The sequence below is a fragment of the Pseudomonas fluorescens genome (genome assembly GCF_001307275.1).
Lineage (GTDB): Bacteria > Pseudomonadota > Gammaproteobacteria > Pseudomonadales > Pseudomonadaceae > Aquipseudomonas > Aquipseudomonas fluorescens_AA.
The window spans coordinates 1,882,847-1,903,943 of sequence record NZ_CP012831.1 but is presented as its reverse complement, the minus strand read 5'-3'; the positions used below and the strand labels follow the sequence as shown (position 1 = coordinate 1,903,943).

18 protein-coding genes and 1 pseudogene are annotated in these 21,097 nt (G+C 62.8%); 8 read left to right on the top strand and 11 right to left on the bottom strand.

Features of this window, described 5'->3' with window-relative positions; translation table 11 throughout:
* Positions 1-59 precede the first annotated feature (59 nt).
* From AO356_RS08480 to AO356_RS08455, 6 genes are all read right to left on the bottom strand, one after another.
* Complete coding sequence (locus AO356_RS08480; RefSeq protein WP_060739394.1) at positions 60-632, bottom strand: HupE/UreJ family protein; 573 nt, start codon at positions 630-632, stop codon at positions 60-62.
* Positions 633-662: 30 nt separating this feature from the next.
* Complete coding sequence (gene ureG, locus AO356_RS08475) at positions 663-1,277, bottom strand: urease accessory protein UreG (protein ID WP_060739393.1); 615 nt, start codon at positions 1,275-1,277, stop codon at positions 663-665.
* A 9-nt stretch (positions 1,278-1,286) separates the two neighbouring features.
* A complete protein-coding gene (locus tag AO356_RS08470; RefSeq protein ID WP_060739392.1) occupies positions 1,287-1,961 on the bottom strand; it encodes an urease accessory protein UreF in 675 nt (224 codons plus the stop codon).
* Positions 1,958-2,458, bottom strand: a complete 501-nt coding sequence (gene ureE / locus AO356_RS08465; RefSeq protein ID WP_060739391.1) for an urease accessory protein UreE — start codon at positions 2,456-2,458, stop codon at positions 1,958-1,960. The genes AO356_RS08470 and ureE overlap by 4 nt, the downstream gene beginning before the upstream one ends.
* 271 nt (positions 2,459-2,729) lie before the next feature.
* Positions 2,730-3,362 carry a TetR family transcriptional regulator gene (locus AO356_RS08460; RefSeq protein ID WP_060739390.1) on the bottom strand — a complete coding sequence of 211 codons (633 nt, stop codon included), beginning with the start codon at positions 3,360-3,362 and terminating at the stop codon, positions 2,730-2,732.
* A 157-nt stretch (positions 3,363-3,519) separates the two neighbouring features.
* Entirely contained in the window at positions 3,520-4,014 is a 495-nt protein-coding gene (locus tag AO356_RS08455; protein WP_060739389.1) for a hypothetical protein, read from the bottom strand.
* Between the two features lie 376 nt (positions 4,015-4,390).
* On the opposite strand from AO356_RS08455, the gene AO356_RS08450 reads away from it, so the two are divergent.
* Positions 4,391-6,466 (top strand): AsmA family protein, encoded by a 2,076-nt coding sequence (locus tag AO356_RS08450; protein ID WP_060739388.1) that lies wholly within the window; start codon positions 4,391-4,393, stop codon positions 6,464-6,466.
* A 130-nt stretch (positions 6,467-6,596) separates the two neighbouring features.
* Here the strand turns inward: AO356_RS08450 and AO356_RS08445 are convergent, their stop codons facing one another.
* Positions 6,597-7,127 carry a ferritin-like domain-containing protein gene (locus tag AO356_RS08445; protein WP_060739387.1) on the bottom strand — a complete coding sequence of 177 codons (531 nt, stop codon included), beginning with the start codon at positions 7,125-7,127 and terminating at the stop codon, positions 6,597-6,599.
* A gap of 120 nt (positions 7,128-7,247) precedes the next feature.
* On the opposite strand from AO356_RS08445, the pseudogene AO356_RS33005 reads away from it, so the two are divergent.
* The 4 genes and pseudogenes from AO356_RS33005 to AO356_RS08430 form a co-directional block, all read left to right on the top strand.
* Positions 7,248-7,364: pseudogene (locus tag AO356_RS33005) on the top strand (FMN-dependent NADH-azoreductase); the annotation flags it as partial.
* Positions 7,365-7,484: 120 nt separating this feature from the next.
* Positions 7,485-8,375: an esterase/lipase family protein gene (locus AO356_RS08440; protein WP_060739386.1), complete on the top strand. Its 891-nt coding sequence runs from the start codon at positions 7,485-7,487 to the stop codon at positions 8,373-8,375.
* Positions 8,376-8,573: 198 nt separating this feature from the next.
* Positions 8,574-8,855, top strand: a complete 282-nt coding sequence (locus AO356_RS08435; protein ID WP_060739385.1) for a PsiF family protein — start codon at positions 8,574-8,576, stop codon at positions 8,853-8,855.
* A gap of 230 nt (positions 8,856-9,085) precedes the next feature.
* A complete protein-coding gene (locus AO356_RS08430) occupies positions 9,086-10,099 on the top strand; it encodes an AI-2E family transporter (RefSeq protein ID WP_003197331.1) in 1,014 nt (337 codons plus the stop codon).
* Positions 10,100-10,215: 116 nt separating this feature from the next.
* Here AO356_RS08430 and AO356_RS08425 read toward each other — a convergent pair whose 3' ends face one another.
* The gene (locus AO356_RS08425; RefSeq protein ID WP_060739384.1) at positions 10,216-11,490 is read right to left on the bottom strand and encodes an Hsp70 family protein; all 1,275 of its coding nucleotides are present in this window, start codon (positions 11,488-11,490) and stop codon (positions 10,216-10,218) included.
* 294 nt (positions 11,491-11,784) lie between these two features.
* On the opposite strand from AO356_RS08425, the gene AO356_RS08420 reads away from it, so the two are divergent.
* The 3 genes from AO356_RS08420 to AO356_RS08410 all read left to right on the top strand — a co-directional run bounded on the left by AO356_RS08420 (position 11,785) and on the right by AO356_RS08410 (position 18,337).
* The gene (locus AO356_RS08420) at positions 11,785-12,726 is read left to right on the top strand and encodes a DnaJ C-terminal domain-containing protein (protein ID WP_060739383.1); all 942 of its coding nucleotides are present in this window, start codon (positions 11,785-11,787) and stop codon (positions 12,724-12,726) included.
* Between the two features lie 175 nt (positions 12,727-12,901).
* A complete protein-coding gene (locus AO356_RS08415; RefSeq protein ID WP_060739382.1) occupies positions 12,902-13,201 on the top strand; it encodes a chaperone modulator CbpM in 300 nt (99 codons plus the stop codon).
* Between the two features lie 111 nt (positions 13,202-13,312).
* The gene (locus AO356_RS08410) at positions 13,313-18,337 is read left to right on the top strand and encodes an NEL-type E3 ubiquitin ligase domain-containing protein (RefSeq protein WP_060739381.1); all 5,025 of its coding nucleotides are present in this window, start codon (positions 13,313-13,315) and stop codon (positions 18,335-18,337) included.
* A gap of 80 nt (positions 18,338-18,417) precedes the next feature.
* Here AO356_RS08410 and ureC read toward each other — a convergent pair whose 3' ends face one another.
* From ureC to AO356_RS08395, 3 genes are all read right to left on the bottom strand, one after another.
* The gene (gene ureC, locus AO356_RS08405; RefSeq protein ID WP_060743085.1) at positions 18,418-20,118 is read right to left on the bottom strand and encodes an urease subunit alpha; all 1,701 of its coding nucleotides are present in this window, start codon (positions 20,116-20,118) and stop codon (positions 18,418-18,420) included.
* A 141-nt stretch (positions 20,119-20,259) separates the two neighbouring features.
* On the bottom strand, positions 20,260-20,565 hold the full coding sequence (locus AO356_RS08400; RefSeq protein ID WP_014336352.1) for an urease subunit beta: 306 nt from the start codon (positions 20,563-20,565) through the stop codon (positions 20,260-20,262).
* Entirely contained in the window at positions 20,562-21,095 is a 534-nt protein-coding gene (locus AO356_RS08395) for a GNAT family N-acetyltransferase (RefSeq protein WP_060739380.1), read from the bottom strand. Before AO356_RS08395 ends, AO356_RS08400 begins: the two co-directional genes overlap by 4 nt.
* Between the last annotated feature and the right edge of the window lie 2 nt (positions 21,096-21,097).

Sequence of the window (21,097 nt, the reverse complement as noted above, 5' to 3'; positions counted from 1 at the left end):
CCCGAACAAACTGTGGGAGCGAGCTTGCTCGCGATGGCGGCCAGGCAGGCGCTAAAGAATCAGCTCGCCAACAACCAAACCCCAGCCCCCGCCGAAGCCGCCCCGGCCAACCTGACCAATGGCGCCGCCGCTTGCGGCAACACCCGCACCAGCGCAAAACCTGCGCCATGCAGCGCCGCCGTGGCCGCGACGAAGCCTGCCGCATAGGCCCACGGGCTCGACATGTCCGGCAGTTCCAAGCCATGGGCCACGCCATGGAACAGCGCAAACAGGGCGGTTGCACCGACCGCCAGGCTCAACGGCGGACGCACCGCCAGTGCCACCGCCAGGCCCAGGGCGAGTACCGAGGCGGCGATGCCGCTTTCCAGCGCTGGCAGGTCCAGGCCTTCAAAGCCCAGCAGGCCGCCAAGCAGCATCGTACCGACGAAGGTGCATGGCAGTGCCCAGCGCGCGGCGCCTTGTTGTTGCGCAGCCCACAAACCGACCGCCAGCATCGCCAGCAAATGGTCGAGCCCGCCGATGGGGTGGCCGAGGCCGGCGATCAGGCCGTTGTCGCCGTGGCCGGGGTGAGCGAAGGCCAGGGCCGGGGTCAGCAGCAGGGCGAGGGCGCCGAGAATGCGTTTGAACGTCATGGATAAGCTTCCTTGTTGTCAGTCGAAAAATCAGGCGGCGCTCAGCAGGCCCTGGCGCTCGATGAAGGCGATGATGTCGTCCAGGCCTTGGCCGGTCTTCTGGTTGCTGAACACGAAAGGCTTGCCGTTGCGCATCCGCCGGGTGTCGCTGTCCATCATCTCCAGGGACGCGCCCACCAGGGGGGCCAGGTCGATTTTGTTGATGACCAGCAGGTCGGATTTGCAAATGCCCGGCCCGCCCTTGCGCGGCAGCTTGTCGCCGGCCGAGACGTCGATCACATAGATCGTCAGGTCCGACAGCTCCGGGCTGAAGGTCGCCGACAGGTTGTCGCCGCCCGACTCCACCAGGATCAGGTCCAGGCCCGGGAAGCGCCGGTTCAACTGGTCCACCGCTTCAAGGTTGATCGAGGCATCTTCGCGAATCGCCGTGTGCGGGCAGCCGCCGGTTTCCACGCCGATGATCCGCTCCGGCGCCAGGGCCTCGTTGCGCACCAGGAAGTCGGCGTCTTCGCGGGTGTAGATGTCATTGGTGACCACCGCCAGGTTGTAGCGTTCACGTAGAGCCAGGCACAGGGCCAGGGTCAGGGCGGTCTTGCCGGAGCCCACCGGGCCGCCGATACCGACGCGCAGAGGTTGTGTATTCATGTGTGTCTCCTAGGAACGGAACAGGCGGCTGTACTGGCGCTCATGGGCCATGCACGCCAGGGACAGGCCAAACGCGGCGCTGCCGTAATGATCGGGGTCGATGTTCGAGGCGTTGTGCTGGGCCTGTTGCAACAGCGGCAGCAGTTCACTGGTCAGGCGCTGGGCCGCTTGCTGGCCCAGGGGCAGGGTTTTCATCAGCACCGCCAGTTGGTTTTCCAGCCAACTCCACAGCCAGGCGGCGAGGGCGTCCTGGGGGGCGATCTGCCAGGCGCGGGCGGCCAGGGCCCAGCCCAGCGCCAGATGCGGCTCGCTGCGCTGTTCGAGAAAGCCTCGCGCGGCGTGGTCGAGTTCCGGCAGGCCTGCGAGCAATTGCTGCAACGAGTAGCCCATCTGCCGGCTCTCCTGATACAGCTCGCGGGTTTCCCGGCTGGCGCGGTGCTCTTCGCAATGTTGCAGCAGCGCGTCCCAATCGTCAGCGGCGGCTGCGGTGCAGTGCGCCAGCAGCAAGGGCGCTTCGAAGCGTGCCAGGTTCAGCAGCAATTGATCGCTGATCCAGCGCCGGGCGTCGTCGGGGTTTTTCACCTGGCCATTGTCCACCGCCATCTCCAGCCCCTGGGAATAGCTGTAGCCGCCAATCGGCAGCTGCGGGCTGGCCAGACGCAGCAGCGCCCAGGCCGGGTTCATGTGCGCACGCCAAACTGATGCAGGCGCGGCGCGTAGTTGAAGTCTTCGTCGCCGTGCCGGGAATGATGATGGCCGCCGCCATAGGCACCGTGTTCTGGCTGGAACGGGGCTTCGATGGATTCGACGCTGGCGCCCAGTTGCTCGAGCATTGCCTTGAGCACGTAGTCGTCCAGCAGGCGCAGCCAGCCATCGCCCACTTGCAGGGCCACGTGGCGATTGCCCAGATGATAGGCGGCGCGGGTCAGTTCGAAGGCGTTGGCGCAGGTGACGTGCAGCAATTGTTCGGCGCGGGCGCAGACGCGCACGATGCGCCCGTCTTCGGCCTGCAGGCATTCGCCGTCGTACAGCGGCGGCTGGCCTCGTTCCAGGAACAATCCCACGTCTTCACCTTCGGCACTGAAACAGCGCAGGCGGCTTTTGCTACGGGCGTCGAAGGTCAGGTGCAGCTCGGCGTCCCAGCGCGGTTGAGTGTCGATTCTGCGGTGGATCACCAGCATCGGAGTGCTTCCAGCAATGAACAGTGCTGTGTTTAGAGCAAGGGGCTTGCCAATCGAAGAAGGTGTAGGAAATAGCTGGGATGGCGTTTCAGGATGGGGCGGATTGCGTGCCATATTGGTGCGCTCCGGGGTGTTGCGCACCATTTTGCGGCTTGCACAAAAAGCTGTGGGAGCGAGCTTGCTCGCGATAGCGGTGGGTCAGTCAGCATTGATGCCGCTGACAGACCGCAATCGCGAGCAAGCTCGCTCCCACAGTGGGTACATTCGGGGGTTATTCGGTACTGCCCAACCCTTGCCAATGTTTGAGGCCAATGAAGATGAACCGCAGTTGCTGGGTAATCTTCGCTTGGGGCGTGAGGTGTTCGGGGAGGGCTTGGGCCGGTGGGTCGATGATGTCCGGCAGGGTGGCGAACACGCTCTTGACGATGAGGTCAGCCATCACGCCCAGGGCGGCCAGGTCCAGGTGCTGCAGCTTGGGCATCAAGGCCAGGTCGGCGGCCAGGTCAGAGCTGATGCCTTCGCGCAATTGGGCGATGGCCTGGCGCACCGGCAGGGAGCCGCCGTATTGCTCGCGGGCCAGGAACAGGAATTGGGATCGGTTGGCTTGCACCACATCGAGAAAGATCCGCACCGACGCATCGATAATGCCGCCCATGACGAATTCGTTGTGACGTACCAGGCGGATGGTCTCGCGGAAGGTCTGGCCGACTTCGCTGACCAATGCCAGGCCCAGTTGGTCCATGTCTTCGAAGTGCCGGTAGAACCCGGTGGGCACGATGCCTGCCGTCCTGGCGACCTCCCGCAGGCTCAGGCTGCCGAAGCCCCGGCCGCACTCCATCAAATGGCGGGCTGCGTCCATCAGGGCAATTCGGGTCTGTTGTTTCTGTTCGGCGCGGGGCAGCATCGCAAGGCTGACTTCTGATTCACGGGAGCGACGCACTCTAGCAAATCGGCTTTGCCGACGTCGAACGGTAGAGAGGGATCGGGCGGGGAAAACGAGGGGTTTGAAAAGTCAAAAGCCCGATTGCAGGAATCGGGCTTTTTTCTGGGCCACCATGGGCTCAGCTCACTGTGCCGTTGCGTTCGATCACGCGGTCACCACCGCCTTCGGCCACGGTATCGCCCATTTTAGTGCGAGAAGAACCGTCTTCGGCGAGGGTCTGGCCTGGGGTGCGGTCGGAACCGTCGGCTGCCAAGGTTTGGCCTGGAGTGCGGTCGGAGCCGTCAGCTGCCAAGGTTTGGCCTGGGGTGCGGTCGGAACCGTCGGCTGCCAAGGTTTGGCCTGGGGTGCGGTCGGAACCGTCGGCTGCCAAGGTTTGGCCTGGGGTGCGGTCGGAGCCATCAGCTGCAACGGTATCGCTTTGCTTGGTGCGGTCATAACCGTCCTCGGCCAGACCTTTTTCTTCCAGACGATCACGGCCACCTTCGGCAACCGTCTGGCTGTAGACAGAATGGCTGTCCTTGACCTGTGGGGTAGCTTGTTCGGAGGCTGGCAGTGCGAAGGCAGTGGAGGCCAGCAGTGAAAGGGACAGGCTCATCAGTAATTGGCGTTTCATGATCGTTGCTCCTTGGGAGGGCGATAAAGTGGGTACGAGGGCAATGCTACTCTCGATAAGTCGATATAAAAGTTCATAAACGCAATGGTAATAATCAACAGAATTGATTGTTCGGGGCGAAGGCTCTAGAACGGGCCTTTCCGAGGTGTTGTTTTGCACCGCAGTGGGTATTTTGTACCCATCACTGCCTCGCAAATGGGCGGCTGCGGTAACAGTTTTTTGGCTGTTCGGTCAGGATCCTGGGATTTTTTGTGCCGTTCATCGGCACCTGTTGGCGGTTCTACCAGTCCAACGCTTCATGGCGAACCGTCTACAGGTTCGTGTTTCCCAAGGCGTCGCGGTAGCGGACGCTGACTTGTCATCAGGAGTTTTGTGCATGACGCGCACCTCGAAAATCCTCGTCTGGAGCTTTGCCAGCCTTGTTGTCCTGCTGGCGGTGCTGGTCCTGGTCATCGCGTTCTTCGACTGGAACCGCATCAAGCCCCCGCTCAATGCCAAGGTTTCCGAGGAGTTGCATCGCCCCTTCGCCATCAACGGCAACCTGGCGGTGGTCTGGCAGCGCGAACCGGGGGAAGGTGGCTGGCGCGCCTGGTTGCCGTGGCCCCATGTGGTGGCCGAAGACTTGAGCCTGGGTAACCCGGATTGGTCGAAAACCCCGCAAATGGTCACGCTCAAGCGTGTCGAGCTACGCGTTTCGCCCTTGGCCTTGCTGGCCCGGAGAGTGGCGATTCCGCGCATCGACCTGACGGAGCCCAACGCCAACCTGCAACGCCTGGCGGACGGTCGCGCCAACTGGAGCTTCCAGTTCGACCCGAAGGACCCGGACGCCGAGCCGTCCAACTGGGTGGTGGACATCGGCGCCATCGGCTTCGACAAGGGCCACGTCACCCTCGACGACCAGATGCTCAAGACCCGGCTCGACCTGTTGATCGATCCGTTGGGCAAACCCATTCCGTTCAGCGACATTGTTGGCGACAAGGCCGCCAAAAAAGCCCAGGACCAAGGCGCGACGCCGCAGGACTATGCGTTCGCCTTCAAGGTCAACGGGCAGTATCACGGGCAAAACCTGACCGGCTCCGGCAAGGTCGGTGGCTTGCTGGCGTTGCAGGATGCGTCACAACCCTTTCCGCTCCAGGCCCAGGCGAAGATCGGCGACACTCGCATCGAACTGGCTGGCACCCTCACCGACCCGCTGAACCTCGGGGCCCTGGACTTGCGCCTGAAGCTGGCCGGCAAAAGCCTCGCTCATCTTTACCCGCTGAGCGGCGTGACCTTGCCGGATTCGCCGCCTTACACCACCGATGGCCGCTTGATTGCCAAGCTGCATGAGCCGGGTGGGGCGCTGTTCCGCTACGAGGCGTTCAACGGCAAGATCGGCGACAGCGATATCCATGGCGACCTGGCCTATGTCGCCAGCCAGCCGCGGCCGAAACTCAGTGGTGCGCTGGTCTCCAATCAACTGCTGTTCAGCGACCTGGCGCCGCTGATCGGTGCGGACTCCAATGCCGAGCAAAAGGCCCGGGGCGGCGCCAGCAAACAGCCGACCGACAAGGTCTTGCCCGTGGAAGAGTTCCGCACCGAGCGCTGGAGCGTGATGGACGCCGATGTGGAGTTCACCGGCAAACGCATCGTTCACAGCGAGCAGTTGCCGTTCAGCGATCTTTATACCCACCTGGTGCTCAATGATGGGCAGTTGAGCCTGGAACCCCTGCGCTTCGGCGTGGCCGGTGGCCGCCTCGATGCGCAGATCCGCCTCAACGGGCACACCCAGCCCCTTGAAGGCCAGGCGAAGCTGACGGCGCGGGGGTTCAAGCTCAAGCAACTGTTCCCGGGTTTTGAACCGATGAAAACCAGTTTCGGCGAATTGAACGGCGATGCCGACATCGCCGGGCGCGGCAATTCGGTGGCGGCACTGCTGGGCACGGCCAATGGCACGCTGAAAATGCTCATCAACGATGGCGCCATCAGTCGGGAATTGATGGAGTTGGCGGGACTGAACGTCGGCAACTACGTGGTGGGAAAAATCTTTGGCGACAAAGAAGTGAAGATCAATTGTGCGGCGGCGGACTTCGATATCAAAACGGGCCTGGCGACCACGCGGCTGTTCGTGTTCGACACGGAGAACGCGATCATCTACATCGACGGCACGGCGAACATGGCGAGCGAACAACTGGACCTGACCATCACCCCCGAGTCCAAGGGCTGGCGTCTGATCTCCCTGCGCTCGCCGTTGTACGTGCGCGGCCCGTTCGCCAAGCCCGCCGCTGGCGTCAAGGCCGTGCCCCTGATGCTGCGCGGTGCCGGGATGGTGGCGTTGGGCGTGATCGCCGCGCCGGCGGCCGGGTTGCTGGCGCTGGTGGCGCCCAGTGGGGGGGAGCCGAACCAGTGCGCGCCGCTGCTGGAGCAGATGAAGGCGGGCAAGGCGCCGGTGACGGTCAAGCCTAGCCGGTAGCCCGGTTGTGCGGTGAGGTGGCTGGCCTCATCGCGAGCAAGCTCGCTCCCACAGGGGACCGCATTCCGTCTGAAAGAATGCGGTCAAAATGTGGGAGCGAGCTTGCTCGCGATTGGGGCCCTGAAGGCTATTACAGATCGGCCAGGATATCGGCCATGTCATCGGCATGCTCTTCTTCCTGGGCCAGGATGTCTTCGAAGATGCGCCGGGTGGTCGGGTCTTTTTCGCCGATGTACTGGATGATTTCCCGGTAGCTGTCGATGGCGATTCGTTCGGCCACCAGGTCTTCGTACACCATTTCCTTGAGGGTATTGCCCGCGACGTACTGGGCGTGGGAGTTGCGGGTCAACAGGTCGGGGTTGAACTCCGGCTCGCCGCCCAACTGCACGATGCGCTCGGCGAGTTTGTCGGCGTGTTCGGCTTCCTGGTTCGCGTGTTCGAGGAACTCACTGGCCGCCACGCTGGCCTTGAGGCCGGAGGCCATGAAGTAGTGACGCTTGTAGCGCAGTACGCAGACCAGTTCGGTGGCCAGCGCTTCGTTGAGCAGGCGGATGACTTCCTGCCGGTCGGCGCCATAGCCTTCGGTCACTGCGCCGTTCTGCACGTTCTGCCGCGCACGTTCGCGCAGGGTGGTTACATCGGATAAGTGCATGTCGCTCATCTCGTTCTCCTGGAGGCTGATCCGGTTGGAGCGTCACGCTCTGCTGGCGCGATCACTTCTTAGGTGGAGTGAGGAACGAGGCAAAAAGTTTAATGAAATGTGTCAGTGCAATTCCCATTCGGCATCACCGATGTGACGGTGGTGGCGGCCGAAGGCGAAGAGTCGGCCGAGCGCAGCTTCGCGTTGTCTTGTGCCGAGGCCGAGGAGCGCTTGCTGGCCTTGGCGCGATCTTTCTGAGAGGGGGCTGCGGCGCAGCCCAGCGGGAGCAAGCTCCCTCGCCACGGATTCATCTGGGTGTCATAGACTGGTCATCATCGGTACTGATGCTGATCCCTTCTTGATCACAAGGATGTCGCCATGTCGCAACGCTGCGCCACTCGTTATCCGCTGGTACTGGTCCCCGGCATGTTCGGGTTCATACGCCTGGTGCTGTACCCGTACTGGTATGGGATCGTCTCGGCGTTGCGTCGCGGTGGGGCCGTGGTGGTGGCGGTGAAGGTTTCGCCGTTGCATTCGTCCGAGGTGCGCGGCGAGCAGTTGCTGGCATTGATCGACGACATCCTGCGGCAAACCGGTGCGCAGAAGGTCAACCTGATCGGCCACAGCCAGGGCAGTCTCACCGCCCGTTATGCCGCCGCCAAACGCCCGGACCTGGTGGCGTCGGTCACGTCGGTGGCCGGCCCCAACCATGGCTCCGAACTGGCCGATTACCTGCAGGCCCACTACCCGGCCGACAGTGCCAAGGGGCGTGTGCTCAGTGCCGTGCTGAGCCTGATCAACGCCCTCATGAGCCTGCTGGACACCGGCTATCGCGGGCCGAAGCTGCCAGTGGACATCCATGCTTCCCACGCCTCCCTGACCACCGCCGGGGTGGCGCTGTTCAATCAAGGTTATCCACAGGGCCTGCCGGTTACCTGGGGCGGGCATGGGCCGGAAGAGGTCAATGGCGTGCGCTATTACTCATGGTCCGGCACCTTGCAGCCGGGCAAGACCGATAAAGGGCGCAATCTGTTCGACGGCACCAACCGCACTTGCCGTTTATTTGCCCGCACCTTTGTCAGGGAAGCGGGACAGTGCGACGGTTTGGTCGGCCGCTACAGCTCACACCTGGGCACGGTCATCGGCGATGACTATCCGCTGGACCACTTCGACATCGTCAACCAGTCGCTGGGACTGGTGGGCAAAGGGGCCGAGCCAGTCCGGTTGTTTGTCGAGCATGCGCAGCGGTTGAAGGCGGCCGGGGTGTAGGGTTTCGGATCGAGTTGTCCGCCATCGCGAGCAAGCTCGCTCCCACAATGGGCCTAGCGCTGCAACCCCCTGTGGGAGCGAGCTTGCTCGCGATGGCGATAGACCCGGCACAGGAGATCCAACAGATGAAGGTGTAACAGGCTTTGTCTACACTGCACCTCATCGCCGTACCCTCGTGCGGCAGCCAGGAGAAACACCATGAAGATGCTGCGTGTGCCTTTGTTGATGATCGGTTTGCTGCTGTGTTCCCAGGGTTTCGCCGCGACGGCGCAGCAGACCAAGATGACCACCTGCAACGCCGACGCCACCGCCAAGGCGCTCAAGGGCGACGAGCGCAAGGCGTTCATGAGCACCTGCCTCAAGGCTACACCGAGCACCCCGCAGGAACGTATGAAGACCTGCAACGCCACGGCCACCACCCAGGCCCTGAAGGGTGATGCCCGCAAGGCGTTCATGAGTGAGTGCCTGAAGAAAAAATAACGGCCGGTTTTTCTTCAACCTTTGATGCCCTATCGCGAGCAAGCTCGCTCCCACAGTGGATTTGTGTTGCCCGGTTCGTGGTGGGAGCGTGCTTGCTCGCGATGGGGGCGGCACAACACTGCAAAAAAACAGCTGAACCCTGTCCAGGATCGGCCGATACAATGTCTAGTGCTGTTGGTGGATCGCTGGCAGACTGCCGATCCTTTCACGCCGTTTTGTCCTGAGGCTGTATGCCAACGTTTTCTCAGCGTCATGTATTGTTGGTGATCAGTTGGGTGATCATTTTTGGTGGGTTGTTGCTGGTGCTGCCACTGCGCCTGTTGCCGAGCCTGCTGGCCGGGTTGTTGGTGTTCGAGCTGGTCAACATGCTCACCCCGCAGTTGCAGCGCCTGATCGAGGGTCGCCGGGCCCGCTGGCTGGCGGTGGCGTTGCTGGGCACGCTGGTGGTCAGTGTGCTGACGCTGATCTTCGCCGGAGCCTTCAGTTTCCTGCTCCATGAGGCGGAAAACCCCGGGGCCTCCCTGGACAAGTTCATGACGGTGGTCGACCGCGCCCGTGGGCAATTGCCGCCGTTCATCGACGCCTACCTGCCGGCCAGCGCCGCCGAGTTCCGGGTGGCGATCGGTGACTGGGTGAGCAAGCACCTGAGCGACCTGCAACTGGTGGGCAAGGACGCGGCCCACATGTTCGTGACGTTGCTGATCGGCATGGTGCTGGGGGCTATCGTTGCCCTGCAGCGCATTCCCGACCTGACCAAGCGCAAGCCCCTGGCCGCGGCGCTGTTCGATCGCCTGAACCTGCTGGTCAAGGCGTTTCGCAACATCGTCTTCGCCCAGATCAAGATTTCCCTGCTCAACACCTTCTTCACCGGGATTTTCCTGGCGGTGGTGCTGCCGCTGTTCGGGATAAAGCTGCCGCTGACCAAGACCCTGATCGTGATGACCTTCCTGCTGGGGCTGCTGCCGGTCATTGGCAACCTGATGTCCAACACGCTGATCACCATTGTCGGCCTGTCGCTGTCGATCTGGGTCGCCGTGGCGGCGCTGGGTTACCTGATCGTGATCCACAAGCTCGAATACTTCCTCAACGCCCGCATCGTCGGCGGGCAGATCAGCGCCAAGTCCTGGGAGTTGCTCATGGCGATGCTGGTGTTCGAGGCCGCATTCGGCCTGCCGGGGGTGGTGGCGGGGCCGATTTATTATGCGTATCTCAAGAGTGAGCTGAAGCAGGTGGGGATGGTTTGATCCGGTAGCGATGGCGCCTGATCTGGCGCCATCGCGAGCAAGCTCGCTCCCACAGAAGATCTATGCGATCCCTGTGGGAGCGAGCTTGCTCGCGATTCAGGCGCCTCGGTCCTGGATCAGCCCTGCGTGCCGTAGCGCTTCATCGCCTCGATCGCCAGCCCGCTGCCAATACTGCCGAAGATATTGCCTTCCACATGCCGCGCCTGGGGCAGCATCGCCGAGACGCTGTTGCGCAGCGCCGGGATGCCGCTGGAACCGCCGGTGAAGAACACCGTGTCGACCTGATCGACCCGCACGTCGGCATCGCCCAGCAACTGCGTGACGCTGCCGCGCACCCGCTCCAGCAAGCCGTCGATGGCCGACTCGAACAGCGCCCGACTCAGTTCCACGCTCAGGCCCGGCTCGATCCGGTCCAGGAGCAAATGCCGCTGGTCGGTGTGGGTCAGCTCGATCTTGGTTTCTTCCACTTCCATCGCCAGCCAATGCCCGGCGCGCTGTTCGATCAGCTTGAACAGCCGGTCGATGCCGCCGGTGTCTTCGATGTCGTAGCGCATGCTGCCCAGGGCCAGGGTGGACTTTTGCGAGTACACCGCGTTGATGGTGTGCCAGGTCGCCAGGTTCATGTGGTGGCTGGTGGGCATGTAGGCGCCGCTTTTCATGCGGCTGCCGTAGCCGAACAGCGGCATCAGGCCGGCCAGGGAGAGTTGCTTGTCGAAATCGGTCCCGCCGATGTGCACGCCACCGGTGGCGAGGATGTCGGCGTGGCGGTTGTCGTGGGTACGGCGCTCGGGGGAGAGGCGCACCAGGGAGAAGTCCGAAGTACCGCCGCCGATGTCGACGATCAGCACCAGCTCTTCTTTCTCGATGGTCGATTCATAGTCGAAGGCCGCCGCGATGGGCTCGTACTGGAACGAAACTTCCTTGAAACCGATGGCGCGGGCGACGTCCACCAGGGTGTTTTCCGCTTCCTGGTCGGCCATTTCATCGTCGTCGACGAAAAACACCGGGCGCCCCAGTACCACTTCTTCGAATTCCCGACCGGCGGTGGCTTCGGCGCGTTTCTTCAACTGGCCGATGAACAACCCCAGCAGATCCTTGAAGGGCATCGCCGTGCCCAACACGCTGGTGTCGTGCTTGATCAGCTTGGAGCCCAGCAGGCTCTTGAGCGAGCGCATCAGCCGGCCTTCGTAGCCTTCCAGGTATTCGTGCAGGGCCAGGCGGCCATACACCGGGCGGCGTTCCTCGAGATTGAAAAAGACCACCGAAGGCAGGGTGATCTTGTCGTCCTCCAGCGCGATCAACGTTTCCATGCCGGGGCGCAGCCAGCCGACGGTGGAGTTGGACGTGCCAAAGTCGATGCCGCAGGCACGGGCCGGGGATGCGTTTTTCATGTCTTTCGGGTTCCAGTTGAAAAAACGGCCGCGCAGTGTATGTCAGTGCGGCGCGGATTCGAAGGCCGGTTATCTGCTAATTCTCGACCGCGGGCCTTGAAAGACTCTCTTATACCCCCAAACTTGCTGGCATGAGCCAGGTAGCGCAAGGCGGGTACAAGAACCGCCGCCAGCTGCCGATAAACTTCTGACGTGCCGCCCGGTCCCAATCTTGAGGTCGGTCAACCCGCTGTCCGGTTATCCGGGCATGCTGTGCGTGGCGGTGCGACATCGATAACGGATGGTGATGCCTAGATGGACTTCAAAGACTATTACAAGATCCTGGGTGTTGAGCCCACGGCGGACGACAGCACGATCAAGGCTGCCTACCGCAAGCTGGCGCGCAAGTATCACCCGGATGTGAGCAAGGAAAAGGACGCCGAGACCAAGTTCAAGGACGTCTCCGAAGCCTATGAAGCGCTGAAAAGCGCCGACAAGCGCGCCGAGTACGACGACCTGCGCCGCTACGGCCAGCACGGCCAGCCGTTCCAGGGCCCGCCGGGTTGGCAGAGCCGTGGCGGTTTTGGCGGTGGCCAGGACGCCGGCGACTTCTCGGATTTCTTCAGTTCGATCTTCGGTAACCGTGGGTCGGGTTTCGGTGGCGGACAGTCAGGTCGCAGCGCCGGCCGTCGGGGGCAAGACGTGGAAATGGAATTACCGATTTTCCTGGAAGAAACCCTGTCGAGCGAGTCGAAGAAGGTCACGTTCCAGGTGCCGCAATACAACGCGGCCGGCCAACACGTGAGCAACACCAGCAAGAGCCTGAACGTGAAGATCCCGCTGGGCGTGACCGATGGCGAACGCATCCGCCTCAAGGGCCAGGGCGCGCCGGGTGTCGGTGGCGGCGCCAATGGCGACTTGTACCTGACCATTCGTTTCGCTCCACACCCCAAGTTCGACGTCGAAGGCCAGGACCTGATCATCACCTTGCCACTGGCGCCGTGGGAGTTGGCGCTGGGCACCGAAGTGGCGGTGCCGACCCTCACCGGCAAGATCAACCTCAAGGTCCCGGCCGGCAGCCAGAACGGCCAGCGCATGCGCGCCAAGGGCCACGGCCTGCGCAACAAGGCCGGCGAGCGCGGCTACCTGTTCGTGCAGCTCAAGGCGGTGATGCCCAAGGCCAGCGACGAAGCGGTCAAGGCGTTGTGGGCGGAACTGGCGAAGAAAGCGGCGTTCGATCCGCGGGAGAATTTCTGACAGCGGCCGGTCTCTGTTGGTAGGAGCGTAGGAGCTGACGAGTGAAACGAGGCTGCGATCTCTTGATCTTTCGCTCTAGACTCAATGTGGGGTGGAAAGATCGCAGCCTCGTTTCACTCGTCAGCTCCTACGTTCATGCACCCCTACACAGTTAAAGCATTGGGAGAAGCAGACCATGAACAACCCGATCATTGAACTGACCCTGACGGAATTCTGCGAGGCTGCCGCGTTGGCGGATGTCCATGTGATCGAGATCGTCGCCCACGGCATCCTCGAACCCCACGGCGCGGCCCCGACGGATTGGCGTTTTACCGATTACGAGCTGGCCCTGGCCAAGCGTGCCGCGAAGCTGCGGCACGACCTGGACCTGGAGTGGGAAGGCGTCGCCCTGGCGCTGGACCTGCTGGAGGAAGTCCAGGAGCTGCGTGCCGAGAATCGTCGGCTGCGCCAGCAATTGGGCCGTTGGGTGGACTGACGTGGCGGTTCGTATCCGTCATGTCTCGTCGAAAAAGCGATAAATAGTTACCGCACGCTTCGGTGGCACACTGGTTAGGCTCGGGTTTTCCATCGTCAAGGATGACCCGATATGCCAGGCTTCACCCCTCGTCTCGCCACTCCCCAGGGCGAGCATTTCGACCTGCTCAAAGCCCGTATTCCCGGCTGGTACAGCGGGGCTATCGTGCAACGCCAGCAGGAACTGAGCGACCATGAACTGACGCTTCCGGACTGGTATGCGAAAGCCTCTACCGACCTCTGGAACAGCCTCAAGGACAGTCATTCCCGCTACCGCGAGCGCCTGAACCAGGTCGACAACCGGCTGGGCAATATCCAGGACATCCGCGCCTTTGCCGAACCCTTGCTCGAGCAGGCGCTCCTGGATGAGTTCAACCTCACGCTGAACGTCAACGAGGTGTATTTCGTCCGCAAGTACGGGCGCAAGACCCGCGATGATCTTTTTGGGGCGCTGGTCCTGGACAACGAGGGCGGCTACTTCGATCGCTACGAATATCGTGGCACGTCATTGCTGGAGGCGGCGCTGGCCAATTTCGCGCCAGAGGAAGCGCGCAAGCCCGCCTGTGCCGATTGCAACCTCGTGACTACGGTGCGTCCGTTCCAGGGCGGCGCAGTGGTGCCTTCCATCGACGCCGTTCGCGCAGGGGCGTTGCCGATTGCCCCAGAAGCTTTCGCCCAGTTATGTCGCACCCTGGACCTGGGGCGCCAGTATCAGGAACACATCAACGCTGTCCTGCGGCTCGACGACAGCAAGACATACAACCCGCTGGATCATTCACTGGAGGAGCATCACCGGCAGGGCCTGGCGCTGAACATCGAGATCGCCCGGGCCAAGGCCGACGTCAGCCCGGCGGTCTACGCGATGTTGCAGCAGGTGATCGACGGCGCCAGCGACGTCACCCTCGATGGCCAGGCCGTGACCTTCACCTCCCTGAAAGTGTTCGACATCGAACTGGTCGGCCCGCTGTTGATCGGCCCCGACCTTGAAAACAGTCGCCGGGTGGTGCCGGTCGTGGCCTACCTTCCGGGTGATCCCGAGCATCCCCTGAAAGCCTATGCCTCCAGCGCCGACTTCATGGTCGAACTGCGGCGACGCCTGCACGGTAGCGCCTACCGCCGCTTCTTCAGCCGTTTCGTGCCGCTGCGTCAGCAAGGGGTGTTTTTCCGGCAGTTCAAGCACTTCTATCAAACCTCCCCGACGGCCGATGACCAGGCCGATTACCCACTCAAATCGTCGTTGCGCAACCTGCCCATGGGCGCGACGCCGATTCCCGGCGACCTGTGGGGCTCGCTACGCCTGCGGCAGATCGAGAAGATCCAGGCTGACGCACGCGCGGTGGCGGTGCCTACCGGTGATGAAGACCAGAAAGCCCGCCTGGCGCGCCTGGACAGTTACCTGGACGCGGTGGTCGACGTGTTCAACCTGGCGGCGTTCGTCGTGCCAGGATTGGGGCCGCTGATGTTGACGGTCGGGGCCGTGCAGATGTTCAACGAGGCCTTTGAAGGCATCGAAGCGTTCGAACGGGGGGAGACCCGGGAAATGTGGGCGCATTTTTCCAGTGTGGCCCTCAACACCGCCTTCGTCGCCACCGGTGCGGCGGTGCTGCCGCACATTCGATGGTCGGGCGCGGTGGATCAGTTGGAGCCGGTTCAATTGGCCAACGGCGAATCGCGTCTGTGGCGCCCCGACCTGAGGGTTTACCAGAGTGAGCTGGCGCCACCCCCGGCGTCGAGTCCGGATACCCAGGGCCTGTATCGGGTCGGCGACCGGCAGGTTCTGCCGCTGGGTGACCAACATTATGAAGTGCAACGGGACCCGCAGACCCTTCGCTATCGCATTCGTCATCCTTCTCGTCCGCAGGCCTACCAGCCCGAGCTGACGGACAACGGCAACGGTGCCTGGCACCACGAACTGGAACAACCGCGTACCTGGGAAGGCCCGACACTGATGAGACGCCTGGGCCATGGCGTCAAGGGCTTCAGCGATGCTGAACTGGAGCAGATCCGCCTCGCCAGCGCGACCTCGCACGACGTGCTGCGACGGGTGCATGTCGAGGGCGAGCCGGTGCCGGCGTTGCTGGCCGACACCCTCGATCGCTTCGACCTCTGCCGACAACTCGACACGTTCATCGGGCAACTGCAAAGCGAGGAGCCGCTGCGCCATGACCTGGCCGAGCCGATGTTGCACCTGCTGACCCAATACGGCCCGTGGCCAAGAGGGCTGAAGCTGAAGATCGTCGACGGCGCCGGCTGGACACGCTGGGAGTACGTCCGCCCCTCGGAAGGCGAGACCCCGGTTCGCGAGGCCAGTCTTACCGAGGCCAAGGTCCGCACGCCTTCGCTGTTGAAAAACCTGATCGAAGCGGTGGATGCGGCAGGCGCCGACCTGTTGGCCACGGCGAGCCCGCCGATTGCGAAAACCAACATGGATGCTCGCTTCCGGCACCTGCGCCAGGCACTCGCCGAAGCGGCAGTAAATGAAAAGGTGCAGTTGCTCAACGACTACTACGCCATGGGCGAGACGAGAGGTGACCCCCATGTCACGCTGATCAAGTCCCGGTTCCCCTCGGTTCCGGCAAAGGCGATCGAGCAGATCATCACCCTGGCCGGTAGCGAAGAGTTGCAGCAAATGGCCGCCTGGGATTTCGACGAGGCCAGCCAGACCAAACCCATCCCGCTGCGCATCGCCGAAGAGCTGCGCCATTATCAGCGCGTGGTGCGTTTGAACCGAGCCTACGAGGGCCTGTATCAGGACGCCTTGGCCACGGCGGACACGCCTCGATTGGTGTTGGCGACCCTGGAAACCTTGCCTGGCTGGAGCGACACGGTGCGCATCGAATTGCGTGAGGCCGATGTGTCCGGCGCCTTGATCGACAGCATCGGGCCGCAAAATGCGCCGCAGACCAAGGTCGTGGTCAAGGACGATGATCTCTACCAGGCCTTTGACGACAGCGGCAATGAGTTGAGCCATTGGGGCAGTGTCTTCGATGCCTTGCAGCATGCCCTGCCGGATGCCGAACGCCGGGCCATGGCTCGGCCCTCGATCCATCACGGCGATCAGTTGAGAGAGGCCATCGGCGCTTCGCCAGTGGACCGGGATGTGCTGGCGAGCCGCTTGAAGATGCCCGCGCTCAAGCCCGCCTTCCAATCACCGATGCGCCTGGCTTCGGGCAAAGTCGGCTACCCCCTGGGTGGACTGCGGGATTGGTTGCGCCTGGGCCGGTCGCCGGAGAGCCGGGTGCAGGAGTTGTACCCGAGCTACACGGCGGAGCAGACCGAGGCGCTGTTGCGATCACTGGGCAATGGCGCGGTGAGGGAACTCAAGCGACGTAAAGTCGAGTTGAAAATGCTGCGTCGGGATCTGGACCGCTGGGTCGCTACCCTCGGATGGCGTCACGTGGGTAATAGCTATCAGCAAGTACCGGCAGGGATCAGGCAGGCGGTGGCCGAACAAATCGAGCGCTGCTGGAGGCGTCAGACCCGGGTCGTTGCAGGGGCCGATGGCCGCCGGCTCGGGTATGAGCTTGATTTGAGCGGATTGAACATCGGCGCGTTGCCGGAGCTGACGGCCGACTTCAGCCATGTGGGTGTGCTCAAGATGTCTGACATGGGCCTGACGCTGCACTACTGCGACAGCTTCCTCGACGGGTTCTCCTCCCTCAAGCGCTTGGAAATGCCGAGGAACAGGCTTAGGGATATTCCCGAAGCCCTGGAGGGGATGAGGAGTCTGGAGACGCTTCACCTGGGAAATAACCAGATCGGCCTGATACCTCATAGCATTGAAATCCTGCAAGGCCTTACCCGGCTGAAAAATCTCGACCTGGATAATAACTTGCTGGAGCGCCTGCCGGACTTCAGCAGGCTACCTGACCTGGAACGATTGCACCTGAAGAACACCGGGATCACGGCCTGGCCCACCGGCCTGCGCGACCAACCGCTGGAGCTGATCGACTTGCGCGACAACGGCTTGACCCAGGTGCCGGATCACCTGCTCGACCCGCCCGCCGATCGTGCCCATGCTACCGCACGCCTCAATCGCGTGACGTTGCTGCAGGGCAACCCGTTGAGCGAGGGGGTCCAGCAGCGCATGCGTGATTATTGGGCGACGGTCTTGCAGACGCGTCCTGAATGGGCGGTCCTGCGTTTGCCCGAGGCGTTTGGGTTTTCAGCGCCGGTCGGGCCGGCGAATATGCAGCAATGGCTGCGCGACCTGCCTGCGGGCCAACTGGCGGAAAAAAGCGCCTTGTGGCAAAGCCTGGCGGATGAGCAGCACTCGGGAGAGTTTTTTGAGTTGTTGCATCGGTTGGCCGCCTCCTATCAGGGGCTGGAAGATTATCCGGACCTCCAGGCCCGCGTCTGGCAGATGCTCGAGGCGATGGGCAACGCCACCGACTTGCGTCATGAACTGTTCGACCTGGCCGGCCGACCGGCCTGTGAAGATCGCGCCGCCTTGTCCTTCAGCTACCTGGAAATCCGCTTGATGATCCACAACGCCAGGGCCTTGGCGGTTGCAAAGGATGAGGCGGCAACACTGGTCCATCTGGCCAAGGGGCTGTTTCGCCTCGATGAGGTAGAGCGTATTGCCCTGCAGGATATCCAGCGGCGCCGCGATGCGATCAATGCCCGCACCGACCTGACCAACGATGAAACGCGCGAAAACCTGGCGCTGATAGAAGAAGTCGAGGTCCGTCTGGCTTACCGTGCGGGGCTCAAGGATCGACTGGGGCTACCGGGGCAACCCGCGGGCGGGGTTTTTCTCAGGCTGGGAGATGTCACCCCTGGAATGCTCGATGCCGCTGCCAATGAGGTGCTGGCGCTGGACGATTCCCCCCAGCAGTTTCAGTCGCTGGTGGGCCGGGATTTCTGGATCGATTATTTGAAGCAGGCGCATGGGGCCTCCTTCCAGGCGCTGAACGACACCCTTATCGCCAACCAGATCGAGCTGGATGAAGCGAAGGCCGCCGGGACCCTGGAGGAAGCCGACTACATCAGCCAGTCCGAGGCGTTGGGCCTGCAACACAAGATCAAGGAAGCGGAGCTGGTCCAGTCGTTGACGCGAACCGAGCTGGAGCAGTTGCCGGGCAGTACCGACCTGTAGGCTGACCCGGCCCGGTCATTTCAGGCAATGAAAACCTGTGGCGAAGGAGCTTGCTCCCTCGCCACAGGAACTGCGCCGGTTCAAAACAGGAAATAACGCTGCGCCATCGGCAGCACTTCGGCCGGTTCGCACCACAGCAACACGCCGTCGGCCTTGACCTGGTAAGTCTGCGGATCGACGTCGATGCTCGGCAGGTAGTCGTTGTGGATCAGGTCGGTCTTCTGCACGTCGCGGCAGCCTTTGACCACGGCGATTCTTTTCTTCAGCCCCAGTTGTTCCGGTAACCCGGCCTCGGCGGCGGCCTGGCTGATGAAGGTCAGGCTGGTGGCATGCCGTGAGCCGCCGTAGCTGGCGAACATCGGTCGGTAGTGCACCGGTTGTGGTGTCGGGATCGAGGCGTTGGCGTCGCCCATCAGGCTGGCGGCAATCGCTCCGCCCTTGAGGATCAGCGTTGGCTTGACGCCGAAGAACGCCGGGCGCCACAGCACCAGGTCGGCCCACTTGCCCACTTCGATGGAGCCCACTTCATGACTGATGCCGTGGGTGATCGCCGGGTTGATGGTGTACTTGGCGATGTAGCGCTTGATGCGGAAATTGTCGTTGCCTTCGCCGTCGCCGGGCAGGGCGCCGCGTTGTTTTTTCATCTTGTCGGCGGTCTGCCAGGTGCGCGTGATGACTTCGCCGACACGGCCCATGGCCTGGCTGTCGGAGCTGATCATCGAGAACGCACCGAGGTCGTGGAGAATGTCTTCGGCGGCGATGGTCTCGCGGCGGATGCGGCTTTCGGCGAAGGCCACGTCTTCGGCAATGCTCGGGTCCAGGTGATGGCAGACCATCAACATGTCCAGGTGCTCGTCGATGGTATTGCGGGTGAACGGCCGGGTCGGGTTGGTGGAACTGGGCAATACGTTGGGGAAACCGCAGGCCTTGATGATGTCCGGCGCATGGCCGCCACCGGCACCTTCGGTGTGGTAGGTGTGGATGGTGCGGCCCTTGAAGGCGGCGAGGGTGGTTTCCACGAAGCCCGACTCGTTGAGGGTGTCGGTGTGGATCGCCACCTGCACATCGTACTGGTCGGCCACGCTCAGGCAGTTGTCGATGGCCGCCGGCGTGGTGCCCCAGTCTTCGTGCAGCTTCAGGCCGATGGCCCCGGCCTTGACCTGCTCGATCAACGGTTCCGGCAGGCTGGCGTTGCCCTTGCCGGTGAAGCCGATGTTCATCGGGAAGGCATCGGCGGCCTGGAGCATGCGCGCCAGGTGCCACGGCCCGGAGGTGCACGTGGTGGCGTTGGTCCCGGTGGCCGGGCCCGTGCCGCCGCCGATCATGGTGGTGACGCCGCTCATCAGCGCTTCTTCGATCTGCTGGGGGCAGATGAAGTGGATGTGGGTGTCGATACCGCCAGCGGTAAGGATCATGCCTTCGCCGGCGATCACTTCGGTGCTGGCGCCGATGGCGATGGTCACGTCGGGCTGGATGTCCGGGTTGCCGGCCTTGCCGATGGCGGCGATGCGCCCGTCCTTGAGGCCGACATCGGCCTTGACGATGCCCCAGTGGTCGATGATCAGCGCGTTGGTGATCAAGGTGTCGACGACCTCGGCGGCCAACAGTTGGCTCTGGCCCATGCCGTCGCGAATCACTTTGCCGCCGCCGAATTTCACTTCTTCGCCATAGGTGGTGAAGTCTTTTTCCACTTCGATCCACAACTCGGTGTCGGCCAGGCGGACCTTGTCGCCGACGGTGGGGCCGAACATGTCGGCGTAGGCTTGTCTCGAAATCTTCATGTGCTTGCCTTGGAATTCAATTGAATGTTGAAACCGTTCGCTGCGCTCACTCATCGCGAGCAAGCTCGCTCCCACATTTGATCGAGGTAACCTGTGGGAGCGAGCTTGTTCGCGATGAGGCCAGTGCAGGCACCCTATGACTTACAGGTCGCCCATGACCCGCCCGGCAAACCCGAACACCCGGCGATGCCCGGCCAGGTCCACCAGCTCCACCTCGCGGCTCTGGCCCGGTTCGAAACGCACTGCGGTGCCGGCCGGGATGTTCAGGCGCATGCCACGGCTGGCGGCGCGGTCGAAGGTCAAGGCGTCGTTGGTCTCGAAAAAGTGATAGTGCGAGCCGACCTGGATCGGTCGGTCGCCGCTGTTGGCGACGTTCAGCGTGAGGGTGCGGCGACCGACGTTGAGTTCGATGTCGCCGGGCTGGACCTGGTATTGCCCTGGAATCATTGCGGTTGCCCCAAAATCTTGTAGTAAATGGCGGTCGGGGTGTAGGTCCCGTCCGGGCTCTGGCAGTAGTCGGGCAGTTCACCGACGCGGGTGTAGCCCATGGCGCGGTAGAACGCCTCGGCCTCGGAACCGGCCTCGGTGTCGAGGTACAACAGGCCACGCTTGTGCTGGCGGGCGCCAAGTTCCAGGGCGCTCATCAATTGCTGGCCCAGCCCGCGGCGGCGAGCCTCACCGCGGACCAGCAGCTTCTGCACTTCGGCACGGTTGAGGCCGTTGGGCTTCTGGCACAGGGCAAGCTGGACGCTGGCCTGTACCTGTTCATCCTTGACCACCACCCACAGCAGCAGGTGGCCCTGGTTGAGGCTGGCCTGGACCTCGTCGAAGTAGGCGCGGGCCTGGACGGCATCGAGATCGGCCATGAACCCCACGCTGGCCCCGTAGCCGACGGCGTCGAGCAACAGATCGATCAGGCCCTGGCGATAATGCGCAAAGCTCTCGGCGTGGACTCGACGCAACTGGGCGGCGTTCATTG

Bases quoted from the DNA above. Each gene is read 5' to 3' on its own strand.
- AO356_RS08470 (WP_060739392.1), bottom strand. From the start codon at position 1,961: ATGAACCCGGCCTGGGCGCTGCTGCGTCTGGCCAGCCCGCAGCTGCCG.
- AO356_RS08410 (WP_060739381.1), top strand. From the start codon at position 13,313: ATGCCAGGCTTCACCCCTCGTCTCGCCACTCCCCAGGGCGAGCATTTC.
- ureC (WP_060743085.1), bottom strand. From the start codon at position 20,118: ATGAAGATTTCGAGACAAGCCTACGCCGACATGTTCGGCCCCACCGTC.
- AO356_RS08445 (WP_060739387.1), bottom strand. From the start codon at position 7,127: ATGAGCGACATGCACTTATCCGATGTAACCACCCTGCGCGAACGTGCG.
- AO356_RS08430 (WP_003197331.1), top strand. From the start codon at position 9,086: ATGCCAACGTTTTCTCAGCGTCATGTATTGTTGGTGATCAGTTGGGTG.
- AO356_RS08480 (WP_060739394.1), bottom strand. From the start codon at position 632: ATGACGTTCAAACGCATTCTCGGCGCCCTCGCCCTGCTGCTGACCCCG.
- AO356_RS08415 (WP_060739382.1), top strand. From the start codon at position 12,902: ATGAACAACCCGATCATTGAACTGACCCTGACGGAATTCTGCGAGGCT.
- AO356_RS08420 (WP_060739383.1), top strand. From the start codon at position 11,785: ATGGACTTCAAAGACTATTACAAGATCCTGGGTGTTGAGCCCACGGCG.
- AO356_RS08440 (WP_060739386.1), top strand. From the start codon at position 7,485: ATGTCGCAACGCTGCGCCACTCGTTATCCGCTGGTACTGGTCCCCGGC.
- AO356_RS08435 (WP_060739385.1), top strand. From the start codon at position 8,574: ATGAAGATGCTGCGTGTGCCTTTGTTGATGATCGGTTTGCTGCTGTGT.
- ureE (WP_060739391.1), bottom strand. From the start codon at position 2,458: ATGCTGGTGATCCACCGCAGAATCGACACTCAACCGCGCTGGGACGCC.
- AO356_RS08450 (WP_060739388.1), top strand. From the start codon at position 4,391: ATGACGCGCACCTCGAAAATCCTCGTCTGGAGCTTTGCCAGCCTTGTT.
- AO356_RS08425 (WP_060739384.1), bottom strand. From the start codon at position 11,490: ATGAAAAACGCATCCCCGGCCCGTGCCTGCGGCATCGACTTTGGCACG.
- AO356_RS08455 (WP_060739389.1), bottom strand. From the start codon at position 4,014: ATGAAACGCCAATTACTGATGAGCCTGTCCCTTTCACTGCTGGCCTCC.
- ureG (WP_060739393.1), bottom strand. From the start codon at position 1,277: ATGAATACACAACCTCTGCGCGTCGGTATCGGCGGCCCGGTGGGCTCC.
- AO356_RS08400 (WP_014336352.1), bottom strand. From the start codon at position 20,565: ATGATTCCAGGGCAATACCAGGTCCAGCCCGGCGACATCGAACTCAAC.
- AO356_RS08460 (WP_060739390.1), bottom strand. From the start codon at position 3,362: ATGCTGCCCCGCGCCGAACAGAAACAACAGACCCGAATTGCCCTGATG.
- AO356_RS08395 (WP_060739380.1), bottom strand. From the start codon at position 21,095: ATGAACGCCGCCCAGTTGCGTCGAGTCCACGCCGAGAGCTTTGCGCAT.